16 protein-coding genes are annotated in these 15,154 nt (G+C 46.6%); 7 read left to right on the top strand and 9 right to left on the bottom strand.

From position 1 onward, the window contains the following. Nucleotides 1-43: 43 nt before the first annotated feature. The 4 genes from H1A11_RS14270 to mraZ all read right to left on the bottom strand — a co-directional run bounded on the left by H1A11_RS14270 (nucleotide 44) and on the right by mraZ (nucleotide 4,037). Nucleotides 44-2,182: a penicillin-binding protein gene (locus tag H1A11_RS14270; protein ID WP_117600207.1), complete on the bottom strand. Its 2,139-nt coding sequence runs from the start codon at nucleotides 2,180-2,182 to the stop codon at nucleotides 44-46. Nucleotides 2,183-2,269: 87 nt separating this feature from the next. Then, the gene (locus tag H1A11_RS14265; RefSeq protein WP_005830386.1) at nucleotides 2,270-2,620 is read right to left on the bottom strand and encodes an FtsL-like putative cell division protein; all 351 of its coding nucleotides are present in this window, start codon (nucleotides 2,618-2,620) and stop codon (nucleotides 2,270-2,272) included. Between the two features lie 9 nt (nucleotides 2,621-2,629). After that, on the bottom strand, nucleotides 2,630-3,550 hold the full coding sequence (gene rsmH, locus H1A11_RS14260; RefSeq protein WP_117600286.1) for a 16S rRNA (cytosine(1402)-N(4))-methyltransferase RsmH: 921 nt from the start codon (nucleotides 3,548-3,550) through the stop codon (nucleotides 2,630-2,632). 10 nt (nucleotides 3,551-3,560) lie between these two features. Continuing rightward, on the bottom strand, nucleotides 3,561-4,037 hold the full coding sequence (gene mraZ, locus H1A11_RS14255) for a division/cell wall cluster transcriptional repressor MraZ (protein ID WP_117964704.1): 477 nt from the start codon (nucleotides 4,035-4,037) through the stop codon (nucleotides 3,561-3,563). A 123-nt stretch (nucleotides 4,038-4,160) separates the two neighbouring features. On the opposite strand from mraZ, the gene H1A11_RS14250 reads away from it, so the two are divergent. Then, nucleotides 4,161-4,406, top strand: coding sequence for a hypothetical protein (locus tag H1A11_RS14250; protein WP_227204056.1), 246 nt, complete (start codon nucleotides 4,161-4,163; stop codon nucleotides 4,404-4,406). A 184-nt stretch (nucleotides 4,407-4,590) separates the two neighbouring features. On the opposite strand, the gene H1A11_RS14245 is transcribed toward H1A11_RS14250, so the two are convergent. The 3 genes from H1A11_RS14245 to H1A11_RS14235 form a co-directional block, all read right to left on the bottom strand. Next, the gene (locus H1A11_RS14245) at nucleotides 4,591-4,728 is read right to left on the bottom strand and encodes a hypothetical protein (protein WP_158562784.1); all 138 of its coding nucleotides are present in this window, start codon (nucleotides 4,726-4,728) and stop codon (nucleotides 4,591-4,593) included. A gap of 118 nt (nucleotides 4,729-4,846) precedes the next feature. After that, nucleotides 4,847-5,350 (bottom strand): RNA polymerase sigma factor, encoded by a 504-nt coding sequence (locus H1A11_RS14240; RefSeq protein ID WP_117964706.1) that lies wholly within the window; start codon nucleotides 5,348-5,350, stop codon nucleotides 4,847-4,849. A 372-nt stretch (nucleotides 5,351-5,722) separates the two neighbouring features. Continuing rightward, nucleotides 5,723-6,226 (bottom strand): RNA polymerase sigma factor, encoded by a 504-nt coding sequence (locus H1A11_RS14235; RefSeq protein ID WP_117964708.1) that lies wholly within the window; start codon nucleotides 6,224-6,226, stop codon nucleotides 5,723-5,725. A 213-nt stretch (nucleotides 6,227-6,439) separates the two neighbouring features. Between H1A11_RS14235 and H1A11_RS14230 the strand changes: the two genes are divergently transcribed. Further along, the gene (locus H1A11_RS14230; RefSeq protein WP_117964710.1) at nucleotides 6,440-7,258 is read left to right on the top strand and encodes a 1-acyl-sn-glycerol-3-phosphate acyltransferase; all 819 of its coding nucleotides are present in this window, start codon (nucleotides 6,440-6,442) and stop codon (nucleotides 7,256-7,258) included. Between the two features lie 43 nt (nucleotides 7,259-7,301). Beyond that, on the top strand, nucleotides 7,302-8,279 hold the full coding sequence (locus tag H1A11_RS14225) for a GNAT family N-acetyltransferase (RefSeq protein WP_117964712.1): 978 nt from the start codon (nucleotides 7,302-7,304) through the stop codon (nucleotides 8,277-8,279). Between the two features lie 28 nt (nucleotides 8,280-8,307). Here the strand turns inward: H1A11_RS14225 and H1A11_RS14220 are convergent, their stop codons facing one another. After that, on the bottom strand, nucleotides 8,308-9,636 hold the full coding sequence (locus tag H1A11_RS14220) for a deoxyguanosinetriphosphate triphosphohydrolase (RefSeq protein ID WP_119961400.1): 1,329 nt from the start codon (nucleotides 9,634-9,636) through the stop codon (nucleotides 8,308-8,310). Nucleotides 9,637-9,819: 183 nt separating this feature from the next. On the opposite strand from H1A11_RS14220, the gene dut reads away from it, so the two are divergent. Genes dut through H1A11_RS14200 form a run of 4 tightly spaced genes read left to right on the top strand, consistent with a single transcriptional unit; the run spans nucleotide 9,820 to nucleotide 14,052 of the window. Next, on the top strand, nucleotides 9,820-10,254 hold the full coding sequence (dut, locus tag H1A11_RS14215) for a dUTP diphosphatase (RefSeq protein ID WP_117703874.1): 435 nt from the start codon (nucleotides 9,820-9,822) through the stop codon (nucleotides 10,252-10,254). Between the two features lie 47 nt (nucleotides 10,255-10,301). After that, a complete protein-coding gene (locus H1A11_RS14210) occupies nucleotides 10,302-12,152 on the top strand; it encodes a tetratricopeptide repeat protein (RefSeq protein WP_181757364.1) in 1,851 nt (616 codons plus the stop codon). After that, the gene (locus tag H1A11_RS14205) at nucleotides 12,130-12,717 is read left to right on the top strand and encodes a DUF4292 domain-containing protein (protein ID WP_117703846.1); all 588 of its coding nucleotides are present in this window, start codon (nucleotides 12,130-12,132) and stop codon (nucleotides 12,715-12,717) included. The genes H1A11_RS14210 and H1A11_RS14205 overlap by 23 nt, the downstream gene beginning before the upstream one ends. 42 nt (nucleotides 12,718-12,759) lie before the next feature. Next, a complete protein-coding gene (locus H1A11_RS14200) occupies nucleotides 12,760-14,052 on the top strand; it encodes a murein hydrolase activator EnvC (RefSeq protein ID WP_117964718.1) in 1,293 nt (430 codons plus the stop codon). Nucleotides 14,053-14,059: 7 nt separating this feature from the next. On the opposite strand, the gene H1A11_RS14195 is transcribed toward H1A11_RS14200, so the two are convergent. Next, the gene (locus H1A11_RS14195) at nucleotides 14,060-15,130 is read right to left on the bottom strand and encodes a M20 family metallo-hydrolase (protein ID WP_117588744.1); all 1,071 of its coding nucleotides are present in this window, start codon (nucleotides 15,128-15,130) and stop codon (nucleotides 14,060-14,062) included. Between the last annotated feature and the right edge of the window lie 24 nt (nucleotides 15,131-15,154).

Below are 15,154 nucleotides of genomic sequence, written 5' to 3'. Positions count from 1 at the left end.
ACCTTATTATATAATGTATATCCAAATCTTGTTTATTCTCATGTTAACGTAGTGTCAGGGCTATGGTTTGTCCTTTCACTATCCGACTGCCGCTTGCTATGGACTGGTTCCTCACCCGTCCTACGCCGTTTAGCCTTACTTTCAGTCCTTTGCTCTCTAAAAGGTAGACTGCATCTTTCGCTCCCATACCGACCACGCTGGGCACGGTGCCCGAGGCCAGTTCCTGGTCTTGCAGGATGACTGCCGACGGGGCAGCTTGTGTATGTCCCCACTGCTCCTTTTTCTTTTGTTCGGAGAACTGTTTCTGGACGGGAACTTTCAGATCGTTCAATACAAGGAGCGCCTCGTTCATCTCTCCGGCTTTCACGGGAGGAATCACATTGGTGGTACTGTCTATGGCACTGCGTATGTCAAAACGCAGGTCTTTGGCATAAACTCTTTCCGCTATTTTCCCAAAGACACTACCTGCCATCAGACCGCCTGAAGCTGGTAACCCAGGCTTCTGAATGGAAACGATGCAACTGTATTTAGGTGCTTCCGAGGGGAAATATCCGCAGAAACTTACAAGGTAGTTCACCCGTCCCGACTTATATCCGGCTGCTCCTTGAGAAATCTGTGCCGTACCCGTCTTGCCCGATACGGAGAACTGCTTGCTGCCGGCGGGTTTTGCCAGACCTTGCGATACCACTTTCCGAAGGATTTCGCGGATCTGTGTCAGGGTATGGTCGGAACATATCTTGGGATTGATTACTTCCGTAGGATATTCTTTCACTACCTCACCATCCTTTACCGCTGCTTTCACAAACTTGGGGCGTACCATGACCCCATTGTTGGCTATGGCATTGTAGAAGGTCAGTATGTTCATAGGAGGTACCTGGGTCTCGTAGCCGATACTCATCCACGGCAAAGTCGTTTTGGCAAAATAACGCTCTTTAGGCCCTTTGATGTTGGGTTTCCCTTCACCAGGAATTTGCAGATGAAGCGGCTGGTCGATGCTCATGCGCTTCAAACCGTCCACGAACTTCTGCGGATTATCCTTGTAGTGCTTGTCGATGAGGTAGGAGACGCCCACATTGGAAGAAACTTCCAGAATACGTGTCACATCTATCTTTCCATAACCTCCCCGGTGCCAGTTGTGGTCTCTCATCTTGCTGCCGTACATATTCATAATACCGTTGCCCGTGTCTACCTCGGTATCCGGGGTTATCTTGCCGTCTTCCAGTGCCACCATAATGGAGGCTGTCTTGAAGGTGGAGCCCGGTTCCAACATATCGCTGATGGCATTACTGTTCATTTCGTAGTAATTGCCGTCTCCGGCTTTCATCATGTTGACAATGGCCTTCACTTCTCCGGTAGCCACTTCCATCAGTACGGCTACCCCGACATTGGCATTGATTTCCTTCAACTTGTCCACCAGGGCTTTTTCGCAGATGTCCTGCATGCCTACGTCGAGGGTGGATATGATGTCGCAACCGTCTACCGGGGGAAGGTCTACGATATTCAGGTATTTGTTCATCACCTTCTGACGGTGGGTAATACCGTTCCGTCCTTTCAGCAGGGTGTCGAAGGCCAACTCAATGCCGTTGCGGGCTCCCATGGCTGTATCGGCATAAAGACGGCCCAGGGTTTGGGCTGCCAAAGAACCGAACGGCTTTTTACGCTGGTTGTATATCTGTTCGTGGAAACCGCCTCGGTATTTGTTCATCTTGAATACGGGTAACCGCTTGGCTTCCTTATACTGAATGTAAGAGATGCGCCGGTTGCGGTTGGGAAGAATGTTGTAGTTCCGGCTCTTCATCTCCCGCCCCTTGCGCAGATGGCTTTTGAAGGTGGCGGCACTGATGTCCGGAAAAATCTGATGAAGCCCGATACAGATGGAATCGAAATTGGCTTTCCAGATAGAATCCTTGCGCTGCTGGTCCTTTTTGCGGCGCTTCTCGTCCCTTTCGCCGGACATGAAGTCCATATATATTTTATATTCCGGCAGCGAACTTGCCATCAGTTTACCATCCGAGGACAGGATATTTCCCCGGTTGGGCTTCACCGTTACATTCTCTTTTACGAAGCGGTCGGCTACATCGTGCCAGTACTGTCGCTCGGCAAACATAATCATGGCGCCTTTCACAACAATAGCTATCCCCACCAGCCCCATGAGTAGGACGACGAAGAAGTAACGGGTCATTATGTTTTTTTTATTTACAGCCAATGTTATTTACGATTTAACGATTTACGATGTGCTATTGAAATTACTTTAATCCTCAATTCTCCATTATTTTAGTAAGTACGGTGGATTAGTGGAAGTCTGCAAATCGCTTTCTTTGGTGGCGATGTATTCCTCGATGCGCGATTGGCGGCTCCGTTCCATTAATTCCGAACTGCGTGTCAAGGCATCGTACTTGATGTCTATCAACTCTTTTTTAAGGTTGTCTATCTCTATCAGTTGCAGTTGGCATTCGTAACGGTTGTTGATGTAAATAATGATAAGCACCATGATAAGGAACAACAATCCGGCTTGACGGCGGAAGAAGTCTGTGGCCAGAATGTCGCCTCCTATGATGTTTTTCAGTGAGGTGCGTTTTTTCACCTTCTCCGTATTCTTTTCTTCTTGTTTCTTTTCCATTGCTAGTCACTAATCATTCGTTACTCTTTCTGCAATTCTCAGCTTGGCGCTGCGCGAACGCGGATTGCGCTCTATCTCTTCCTCGTCCGGTACAATTACTTTGTTGTTGACCAGCCGGAACGGGGTCAATACGTTCCCGAAGAAATCTTTTTCGGCCTTGCCTTCCACGTTGCCGGTTTTCATGATATTCTTCACCATACGGTCTTCCAGGGAGTGATAGGTTATCACCACCAGACGGCCTCCCGGCTTTAGCGCTTCTGTTGCTGCATACAGCATTTCTTTCAGTGCCTCCATTTCCTGGTTTACCTCAATGCGCAATGCCTGGAATACCTTTGCTAGTTCTTTCTTCTCACGTTCGCGGCCGAAGAGTGGCTTGACGATTTCCAAAAATTCGCCGATGGTGGCAATTCTCTGCGTAGCCCGTGCTTTAACAATGACAGATGCCAGTTTCCGGCTGTTCTTCAGCTCGCCGTACAGATAAAAAATATCGGCCAGCTTTTCTTCTTCGTAGGTATTCACGATGTCGGCAGCTGTCAGGCCGGCACGCTTGTTCATACGCATATCCAGTGCTCCGTCGAAGCGGAAGGAAAATCCCCGTTCGCTGTCATCAAAGTGATGGGAAGATACGCCGAGGTCGGCAAGTATGGCATCCACTTTTTCGATGCCGTGATAGCGTAGGAAGTTGTGCAGGTAGCGGAAGTTGCTGCGTACGAATGTAAAATGCGGGTTGTTCACAATGTTGCGTTCCGCATCCTCGTCCTGGTCGAAGCTCAGCAGCCGGCCGCCGTCTTCCAGGCGGGACAGTATCTCGCGCGAATGTCCTCCTCCACCAAACGTTACGTCTACATACGTGCCGTCCGGACGGATGCTCATCGCATCTACGCTCGGCATCAGCAATACGGGGATATGATATGTTGTTTCTTCTTTCATCATCTGTTGTTTATAGCTTATTTTCGTCACAGCAAATATTTTCGTCTCCCAGCAGCTCTTCAAGAGCCTCACTGAACTCGTCAGGGTTCATGAATGGTTGTTCGGCACGTTCCTTGGCCCAGATTTCTATTGTGTTGTCCACGCCAATGAAGCGGACATCACTTTGTATACCCGCCATTTGCAGGTAACGCTTTGGGAGCAGGATGCGTCCGTTCCCGTCAGGGATCATGATTTCCGCGTCACTTACGAACTGGCGGAAAATCATTTGCTGTTTGGCGTTCCATTTATTCAGCCGGCAGCGAAGTTGGTTTTGGGTGGCAAACCATACACTTTCCGGGTAGAGCACCAGGCAATCCTGATATACGTCCTTGCGCAACACGAGCTTTTCTTCGGAAGCGGCCTGCAGCTGTTTCCGGAAGGTGGCCGGGATGAAAACTCTTCCTTTTGCATCTGCCTTCGCCTCGATATTACCTAAGAATTGTATCATTTCTCACCTTATTATAATAAGCGACGGTAAAAATACACATTTCCCCACAATTCCCCACAATCTTTTAACTAAAATCTTAGGAAGAAGTTTTCAACACCTTGTTGATAGCTTATTCATTTGATAATGAAGCTACTTTTGAAGCACTTTGCTGGTGGGGGAATTTGTGTAGTCTCTTTTGAAAAGATTCAGTTAGAGATGGCGGGTCTTTGGTTTGAAAGTCGCTTGTTGGTGGAATGGTGTCTTGGGCGGGAAACTTCTTTCCCAGCCTTGCGGATATCTAAACCAAGCCTTGGTTTTTCTATCTCAAGGCTTGGTTTGGAAAAACCAAAGTTTGGGATAAAGCTCTTTCTTAACTCTTCCTTGTTTTAGTATTAACTTCTTAACTCTTTTTTGTTAATTTCCCATCTTTTTTTGTGAACGTTACCGTTTGCCGGGAGATGATGGGGAGGAGTGATAATATTCCCCTAGGGTGGTTGATTATTATATTCATCCACAGAATCCGGTGGATAAATCTTTTTTTTACTGTATGCTGTTCAGCGAGTCAAGTTTGTCTTCATTGACCAGCTGTACGTAGTGCCATACCTGCGTACTTGACGTGCTTGCTCATGGCCGGCTGTACGACAAAAACAGCAGGAGCTTCCATTGCCATTGTTACAAATGTGCAGGCTGTAATGGTTGTCTGTTTCTTCATGTTGTTTATTAATCACTCGGTTTTTCTTTAGGTATCTTGGTTTGTATTCTATGATTGTCTGGTATATTTCTTTTTTATCCGGCCAATAAATAAACAATTCTTTGCTTGCCGTATTCTCTTATCTGAAATCCTTCAAGTCATGCTGCAGCTTCTGGCGGGTAAAAAAGATACGGCTCTTTACTGTTCCAAGTGGGAGGTTCAGCTTTTCTGCGATTTCACGGTACTTGAAACCGGAAATGTGCATGGAGAAAGGTATCTTGTACTCACGTGGCAGGGCATTGACAATGCGGTGCATTTCCTTCAGGTCGTAAGCACTTTCTGTGCTGTCAAGTGTGAGGTCATGCGGTGTATTCAGATGATAGAGATTGTCTGTGGTATCTGCAAACGTCTGGTCACGTACCACTTTACGGTAATTGTTGATGAAAATATTACGCATGATGGTATATATCCATCCTTTAAAGTTGGTATCAGGTGTATACTTCTCTTCATTGCCCAGAGCTTTTAATGATGTCTCTTGAAGCAGATCGTTGGCTTCTTCGCGGTTGGAGGTTAATTTATATGCAAAGCGTAATAAGTCGTTTTGAACTCCGAGTAGGTCTTGGGTAAATGTTCTATTATTCATAATGGATGTTTTTTTAATTATTGTTCGTTTTATTGATGATGCAAAGTTATGGATGATTCTTTTTTTGATAGACGGAAATCAAACTCTCTTTGGGGGGAAATCTAATAATTGGCAGTTTTCAGGTGGTTTTGGTTAGCTTTCAGTGCTTCGGATAGCTGGAAAGGTGGAATGTAACCAGAGGTTACTACCTGATTTTTGTAAATAATATTATCGCAAAGTGTAACGGCTTGAATATGTTCGTGCAGAAATATAAAGGCGAGACCATGAAAGGTAGACATGGGATTGTCCCGGCCTACCTTTCTCTCTTTTGATACAACTAAAATTTGTACTCTTCTTAATTTATGGAAATCACTGGTTTTATATGCTGGGTTCTTAAACAAAATCCTTCAAGTCTTGTTGTAATCTTTGGCGGGTGAAGTAAATGCGGCTCTTTACCGTACCTAAGGGTAACCCCAGCTTCTCTGCAATTTCGCGGTACTTGAAGCCGGAGACATGCATGGAGAAGGGAATCTTGTACTCCCGTGGCAGGGCGTTGACAATGCGGTGCATCTCTTTCAAATCATATGCCCTTTCTGTGCTCTCAAAAGCGGTGTCATGCGGCAGGTTCAGGTGATAGAGATTATCCGTGGTGTCCGCAAAAGTCTGGTCACGCACCACTTTGCGGTAATTGTTGATGAAGATATTACGCATGATGGTATATATCCATCCTTTGAAATTGGTATCGGGAGTATACTTCTTTTCGTTATCCAGAGCTTTCAGGGATGTTTCCTGCAGGAGGTCGTTGGCTTCTTCACGGTCGGAAGTAAGTTTGTATGCAAAACGCAATAAATCGTCTTGAACTCCGAGCAGGTCTTTTTTAAATGTTATATTGTTCATATGTGCTATGTTTTTTCGTTAATCATGATATTGCAAGTTTACGGAAGTTTTCTTTTTCAGGCAGACGGATTTCAAACACACTTTAGGGGGAAAACTGTCAATTGATAGTTTTTAGGTGTTATTTGATAGATTTCGGGTGTAGTTTTCTGTCCTTTTTTTGCGATTAATTAAAAAGATGAGTTAATTTTGCACATTCATTTCATCAAAAGAAGAATGGCTGACGACTCTTTATTTTTGATTGACATAGACAAGATACTTCGGGAAAAGGCTCCGAAGAAGTCTAAGTATATCCCCAAGTTCGTAGTTTCTTATTTGAAGCATATCGTTCATCAAGAGGAATTGAATGTCTTTTTGCGGGAGTCGAAAGATAAAGTCGGTGTGGATTTTCTGAAAGCTTGTCTGGAGTTCCTTGATGCCAATATTGTGGTAAAGGGGGAGGAGAATCTGCCTAAAGAAGGGCTTTATACTTTTGTATCCAACCATCCCCTGGGTGGGCAGGACGGAGTGGCGTTGGGTTATGTCTTGGGCTCCTTTTATGGCGGCAAGGTGAAATATATGGTCAACGACCTGCTGATGAACCTGCACGGACTGGCACCGCTCTGCATCCCCATCAACAAGACGGGAAAGCAGGCCAAAGACTTCCCGAGAATGGTGGAGGCGGGATTTGCTTCGGACAATCAGCTCATCATGTTTCCCGCAGGTCTTTGTTCACGTAGGCAGAATGGGGTCATCCGTGACTTGGATTGGAAAAAGACCTTTATCGTGAAGAGTGTCGAAGCCCACCGTGATGTAGTTCCCATCCACTTCGAAGGGCGGAACTCCAATTTCTTTTATAATCTTGCCAATCTTTGTAAGATGTTGGGTGTCAAGTTCAATATCGCCATGCTTTACCTGGCAGATGAAATGCTGAAGAATCGCCATAAAACATTTACTATCACCATAGGGAAGCCTATCCCCTGGCAAACTTTCGATAAATCGAAAAGCCCGGCTGGATGGGCGCAATATGTGAAGGATATTGTATATAAATTGTAGAGAGACCGTATTTATATAAAAGAAGAACTACTAACAGAGAAATATGGAAGATGTAATTGCACCGATAAGCAAGGAGCTGTTGAAAGCGGAGTTGACTGAGGAGAAGCGCCTGCGTATGACCAATAGAAGTCATAACCAGATATATATCATTACTGCCCAAGACTCTCCGAATACCATGAAGGAGATCGGCCGTTTGCGCGAGATTGCGTTCCGCGCTGCGGGAGGAGGAACGGGCAAGTCTATGGATATTGACGAATATGACATCATGGACAATCCGTACAAGCAGTTGATTGTCTGGAATCCGGAAGCTGAAGAAATTTTGGGTGGATACCGTTATATCTTGGGTACGGATGTGCGTTTTGACGAACATGGTGCCCCTATTCTGGCAACTGCCCATATGTTTAACTTTTCGGATAAATTTTTGAAGGACTATCTTCCTACGACCATTGAGTTGGGACGTTCGTTCGTTACGTTGGAGTATCAGTCTACGCGTGCAGACAGTAAAGGTCTGTTTGCGTTGGATAATCTGTGGGATGGTTTGGGCGCACTGACCGTAGTCATGCCCAATGTGAAGTATTTCTTCGGAAAGGTGACTATGTATCCCAGCTATCATCGTCAGAGTCGTGATAAGATTCTTTATTTTCTTCGGAAACACTTTGCGGATAAGGACAACCTGATTACTCCGATGAAGCCGTTACTTCTGGAATCGGACGAGAATGAATTGGCAGCTCTCTTCTGTAAAGACTCTTTTAAGGAAGACTATAAGATTTTGAATTGTGAAATCCGTAAGGCGGGGTATAATATTCCCCCTCTGGTGAATGCCTATATGAGTCTCAGCCCTACCATGCGTATGTTCGGTACAGCCATCAATTACGGTTTCGGAGATGTGGAGGAAACGGGTATCCTGATTGCCGTGGACGAGATTTTAGCAGAAAAGCGCATTCGCCACATCGAGTCATTCATAGCGAGCGCACCGGAGGCATGCAAGCTTACGTCGGGAGCAAATAAGGTTGTATCATAGGACTATCCGGAAGAATGCTTGTCGTCTGTTATACCGCTGGCAAGCTATTCCCGTTTATTTTCCTGTATAAATCGAGTGCAAATACATCTGTCATTCCGGAGATGTAATCCAGTACCGCCTGTATTCTTTCATAGAGTGCAGGCGCTTTTATGTTGTACTGGCCCGATACGCGATTGATGAGCAGTTGCGAATATGCCTTTTCTGGAGAACGCACGGCGTCAATCATCAGTTCGAGTAGGGTACTGATGATGCGGAAACCGGCAAGTTCAATGTCCAGTACGTCGCGTGAGCGGTAAATCCTCTTCAGGGAGATGTCTGCACAGTGCTTGTAGGCATTGGCTGGTACCTCGGATATATGGTTGATGAGGCTTCCTTCAAATTCTCCTTTCAGAATCTTTTCTTCATTGTCTACAAAGGCTTGCACGCATTCGCCGATAAGCAGCCCGATAACGCTGGAACGCAGATAGGCTATTTGCTCATTGGTGTCACTTACTATCTCCATCGTTTTGAGCCGGTGTGCTTGGCGCTCTTTCGAGAAATAAGAAAGAAGCAACTCTTTGGTTTCTTGTGTAGTCAGAATTTTCAGTTTGTGAGCATCCTCAATATCCATCATCTGGTAGCAGATGTCATCGGCGGCTTCCACCAGATAGACTAGCGGGTGGCGGGCATATTTCAACGGGGCATCGTTCTGCTTCTCCATACCCAACTCTTCTGCTATGCGGCGGAAACTTTCTTCCTCTGTGATGAAGAAACCGAATTTTGACTTTTTGCCAGCAAGACTCGATGAAAAGGGATATTTCACGATGCTTGCCAAGGTGGAGTAGGTGAGTACAAATCCTCCCTGTCGCCTTCCCTCAAACTGGTGGGTAAGCAGGCGGAACGCATTTGCATTTCCTTCAAAGTGAGTAAGGTCCTCCCATTGGGCAGGTGTCAGTTGGCCCTTCAGGGACATTCCTTTTCCTTCAGAAAAAAAGGTGGAAATTGCTCGTTCTCCCGAATGTCCGAAAGGAGGATTTCCCAAGTCGTGTGCCAGGCAGGCGGCGGAAACGATGGAGCCTATTTCGGTGAGGTAGCTGTCTTGCAGTTCCGGACGGCGGGCTATGAGAGCTTTCGATACATCGTTGCCTAGTGAGCGACCTACACATGATACTTCCAGGCTGTGCGTCAATCGGTTGTGGACGAATACACTACCGGGAAGAGGGAATACCTGGGTTTTGTTCTGCAGACGGCGGAAGGGGGCGGAGAAGACAAGGCGGTCATAGTCACGTTGGAATTCCGAGCGGTTTTCATGGCGTTCCTGATGAAACTCTTCCAGTCCGAAACGTTTGGCAGATATGAGCGTATTCCAATTCATCATGATGTTATTTACGATTGAAGTTACTATTATTTAACTGCAAATGTATCACTATTTTGTATAAAAAGCCGTATTTTCGCCCAAGTTTATAGTGAAACGGAGATGAATTGCGAAACTTGAATTACTCGAATTGTAAGAATAGAAGTAGCCCTAATTGTAAATCGTCAAATCGTAAATAACATCATGTTGAACGTACAAATCATCAATAAATCAAAGCATCCGCTTCCGGCTTATGCCACTGAGCTGTCTGCAGGAATGGATATCCGTGCAAACCTTAATGAATCTATTTCGCTGGCTCCGATGCAGCGGTGTCTGGTGCCTACTGGCCTTTATATCGCTCTTCCGGAAGGATTTGAGGCGCAAGTGCGTCCGCGTAGCGGATTGGCCATTAAGAAGGGGATTACCGTGCTGAACTCCCCTGGAACGATTGATGCCGATTACCGTGGTGAAGTTTGTATTATTCTCGTCAACCTTTCTGCAGAAACCTTCGTCATCGAAGATGGGGAGAGGATTGCACAAATGGTGATAGCGCGTCACGAACAAGCTCTTTGGCAGGAAGTGGAAGTGCTGGATGAGACGGAGCGCGGTGCCGGTGGCTTCGGGCATACGGGTAAAAAATGAATGGATATTGTTCCGTTTTTACGGGCTAAGAATTTATAATTAAATAGATGAGAATCAGAGTAAAAATAATACTTGCGTTGTTGATAGGTGCCTTCTGCCTTACTACGTATGGAGTGCAGGCTGCCAATGTTCAAGCTTCTAAGGAGAAAATGAGCGGGTACGGTCGGCCTGAAAAGGCACGGAAGGAATTGAAGAAACGGAAGAAGTCGAAGAAAGCCGATGTTTCGCCCGTAAAGGAGCTTACCCCCGAACAGCAGCGCCGTTACGACTACTTCTTTCTTGAGGCCGCCCGTCTGAAAGTCCAGAAAGACTATGATGCAGCTTTTGATGTCCTGCAACATTGCCTGACGATAAACCCGAACGCATCATCGGCTTTGTATGAGATGGCCCAGTATTATATGTTCCTCAAGCAGGTGCCGCTGGGACAAGCCGCGTTGGAAAAGGCGGTGGAGAATGCTCCCGACAATTACTGGTATGCCCAGGGACTTGCCAATCTGTACATGCAGCAAAACGAAACGGAGAAAGCCGCTGTCTTGTTGGAAAATATGGCGGTACGTTTCTCGGATAAGCTGGACCCGCTATACAACTTGCTGGAGATTTACAACCGCCAGGAAGAGTATGACAAAGTTATCGGTATACTGAACAAGCTCGAGGAACGGATGGGCAAGAACGAACAGCTCAGTATGGAGAAGTTCCGCATCTATCTGCAAAAGAAGGACGACAAGAGCGCCTTTCATGAAATAGAAAGTCTGGTAGAAGAGTATCCCAACGATAGGCGCTATCAGGTGGTACTGGGGGATGTCTATATGCAGAACGGGAAAAAGCAGGAAGCTTATGAGATTTACAAGAAGGTGCTGGCCGAAGAGCCGGACAATGCAATGGCCATGTACTCATTGGCTTCTTACTACGAAGAGACCGGACAGAAGGAACTATATGAACAGCAATTGGACACGCTGTTACTGAACAAGAAAGTGGCTTCGGACACCAAACTGAATGTGATGCGGCAGTTCATCGTGCAGAATGAGCAGGCAGGCAAGGACAGCACACGTGTCATTACGCTCTTCAACCGTATCATGGAGCAGGAGTCCGATGAGGCACAATTACCTTTGCTGTATGCCCAATATCTTCTTTCCAAAGGAATGAACAAGGAGGCAGGACCGGTTCTGCGCCAGGTTCTGGCGATAGACCCTACCAACACAGCGGCTCGTATGACATTGCTGGGGGAAGCCGTGCGCCAGGAGGATTACAAGGAAATAATGAATTTGTGCGAAGCCGGTGTGGAGTCCAATCCCGATATGTTGGAGTTCTATTTCTATCTGGCCATTGCCTACAACCAGGCGGAACGGACGGATGATGCTCTTGCCATCTGTCAAAAGGCTTTGTCACACGTCAAGGACGATAGCAAGAAGGAGGTCGTATCAGATTTTTATGCCATTATCGGTGATGCTTATCACACCAAGAATCTGCATGCGGAAGCTTATGCGGCTTATGATTCCGCTTTGGTGTACAATCCTTCAAACATCGGTGCCTTGAATAACTACGCATATTATCTTTCCGTGGAGCGTCGCGACTTAGACAAGGCGGAAGAGATGAGCTACAAGACAGTGAAAGCCGAGCCGAACAATTCCACCTATCTCGATACATATGCATGGATATTGTTTGTTAAAGGTAATTATGCCGAGGCGCGTCTCTACATAGATGAGGCGATAAAGAATGATAAAGATAGCAGTGACGTGGTCTTGGAACATTGCGGAGATATCTATTACATGACTGGCGATGCGGAAGGTGCCTTGAAATACTGGAAACAAGCCTGGGATAAGGGCAATCGCTCTGATACGTTGAAACAGAAAATACAAAAAAAGAAATATATATCAGATGAAACTAAACCTGCTGAATGATATGGCAAGGACGTGCCGCCTATTGTCCTTGCTGTTGTTGCTGGCTGTGGGGCTTGCCGGTTGCAAGACTTCGCGTCACTCAAGTTCTCTGTCCGGAGAATCTGCCTGCCTTTCCTCCAAAGTGCAGCTGACGGTACCCCATAAAGATGCCACCCTTACTGTGAACGGTACGATGAAGTTGAAGAAGGAAGAATGCATGCAGATTTCCTTTCTGATGCCGATACTTCGTACGGAGGTGGCACGTATGGAAGTCACCCCGGATGAGATTCTGTTGGTAGACCGTATGGGAAAACGTTATGTCCGTGCAACACGTAAGGAACTGAAGGATGTGCTGCCCAAGAAGGCGGATTTTGCCCATTTGGAGAAACTGCTTTATGCCGCTTCCAAACCCAATGGTAAGAAGGTGCTTACCGGCAAGGAACTCGGGATACCCTCTCTGGAAAAGGGAAAGATTGAACTTTCCAACTTCTCGGATAAGCCTTTTGTACTGGCCCCTACCCAGCTCTCACAGAAATATAAAGAGGTGGAGCTGGAGGAACTGCTGGAAATGCTGATGGACCTTTGATTAGTTGATAATTGATAGTTGTTGGATAATCCCTTATAACTTATGAAGCTTCTCCTTTTCTTCTTTCTCCTCCTTTTGCCGGTTTCTCCGCTCTTTGCCCAGTCCAACAAGCTGATTAAGGAACTGGAAAGCAAGCGTGGTGCCTTGCAGAAACAGATAGTAGAGTCGGAGACGCTGTTGATAACCACCAAGAAGGATGTGGGAAGCCAGTTGAAAGGTCTTGCTGCACTGACCGGACAGATAGAAGAACGCAGACGTTATATTCTGACTATCAATAATGATGTGGAATCCATAGAGCGCGAGTTGTCTTCATTGGGACGTCAGTTGACTCGCTTGCAACGTGACCTAAAGGACAAGAAGAAGAAATATGAATCGTCCGTCCAATATTTGTATAAGAACCGTTCCATTGAAGAGAAGCTGATGTTCATTTTCTCTGCCAAGAGCCTGGCACAGACCTATCGACGCATGCGTTATGTACGCGAATATGCCACTTATCAGCGCCTGCAAGGCGAGGAGGTGTTGAAAAAGCAGGAACAGCTGAACCGTAAGAAGGCTGAGCTTCAGCAAGTGAAGGCTGCCAAGGAAGGATTGCTGAAAGAACGTGAAGAGGAGAAAGTCAAGCTGGAAGCGCAGGAGAAGGAACAGAAGTTGTTGGTGGCCAATCTGAAAAAGAAACAGCGGGGATTGCAGAACGAACTGAATAAGAAACGCCGTGAAGCCAATCAGCTCAATGCACGCATTGACCGCCTGATAGCGGAAGAGATAGAGAAAGCGCGTAAACGTGCGGCAGAAGAAGCGCGCCGTGAGGCAGCCGCACGTAAAAAGGCTGGTGAGAAAACTGCGACTGCCTCTACGTCCGCAAAGCCAAAGGCACAGCCTTTGGATACTTACTCCATGAGTAAGGCAGACCGTGAATTATCCGGGAATTTTGCTAATAATCGCGGTAAGTTGCCGATGCCCATCACTGGAGCGTATATCATTACCAGCCATTACGGCCAGTATTCTGTAGAAGGTTTGCGCAATGTCAAGCTGGACAATAAAGGCATCGATATACAAGGGAAACCGGGTGCCCAAGCCCGCGCCATCTTCAATGGTAAAGTGGCGGCTGTCTTTAAACTGAACGGACTGTTCAATATCCTTGTCCGTCACGGGAATTATATATCCGTCTATTGCAACTTGTCATCGGCCTCGGTGAAGCAGGGCGATGATGTTACCACCAAACAGACCCTCGGACAAATCTTCTCGGATGGGGCCGACAATGGTCGTACGGTGCTACATTTCCAATTGAGGAAAGAGAAGGAAAAACTGAATCCGGAGCCGTGGCTGAACAGATAATGATAATTTAAATTTTCACTCCTTCCAGCAACTCCAAATACATTCCTATCGCCTCCTCTATCTCCTTGACAAAGATAAATTCATCGGCAGTGTGTGAACGGGCACTTTTCCCTGGTCCCATCTTTAGAGAAGGGAACGGCATCAGTGCCTGGTCGGACAAGGTCGGTGAGCCGAAAGGAGTACGTTTCATGGTAATAGCCTTTTGCACTACCGGATGCTCCGGAGCTACGTGTGAAGAGCTTAGCCGGAAGGAGCGGGCTTTGGCTTCACACGTGATGTGTTTCTGTATTTCATCGAATAGCTCCTGATTGCTATAACACTCGTTGCTGCGAATGTCTACGACAAAAGTACAACGGTCGGGAATGACGTTATGCTGTGTACCGGCGTTTACCATGGTTACGCTCATTTTCACGGGACCCAACAGGGAAGATTCTTTTGGAAAACGGTAATCACGAAACCAGGCAATATCATCCAATACCTTATATATAGCATTATCTCCCTCGTTTCGGGCAGCATGTCCCGATTTTCCGGTAGCAGTTACGTCCAGCACCATCAATCCTTTTTCTGCAATGGCAGGTTGCATCTCTGTCGGCTCGCCTACAATGGCAAACTGTATGGGAGGGAGTTCCGGCAATACGCATTCTATTCCCCCCTTGCCTGATACTTCTTCCTCACACGAGGCAAGATATATCAGATTGTAGGCCTGAGTGGTGCGGCACAATGTCAGGAATACTTGCAGCAGGCTGACTACACTGGCTCCGGCATCGTTGCTGCCCAGCCCGTAGAGCTTTCCATTACTTTCCAGCGTTGGTTTGAAAGGATCTTTCCGCCACCCGTTGACGGGTTTTACGGTGTCGATATGGGAATTCAGCAGCAAGGTCGGTTTCTTTAGGTCGAACATCGGGCTGAGGCACCATACATTGTTGCCTTTACGTCCTGTTGCCATGCCTTGCATTTCGATATAGTTCTGCAGATAATCCGCCGCTTTCTCCTCGTCGCGGCTCAAGGAAGGAATGGCTATCAGTGATTTGAGCAATCCGATTGCTTCGGAAGTTAAAGTCGGTATATCGTAAATCATATTCGGTAAATAAATAATCCTGCT

It is taken from the genome of Bacteroides sp. CACC 737 (assembly GCF_013874375.1).
GTDB classification, from domain to species: domain Bacteria; phylum Bacteroidota; class Bacteroidia; order Bacteroidales; family Bacteroidaceae; genus Bacteroides; species Bacteroides uniformis.
The sequence above is the reverse complement of the archived record's forward strand: the minus strand, read 5'-3'. Positions and strand labels throughout refer to the sequence as shown.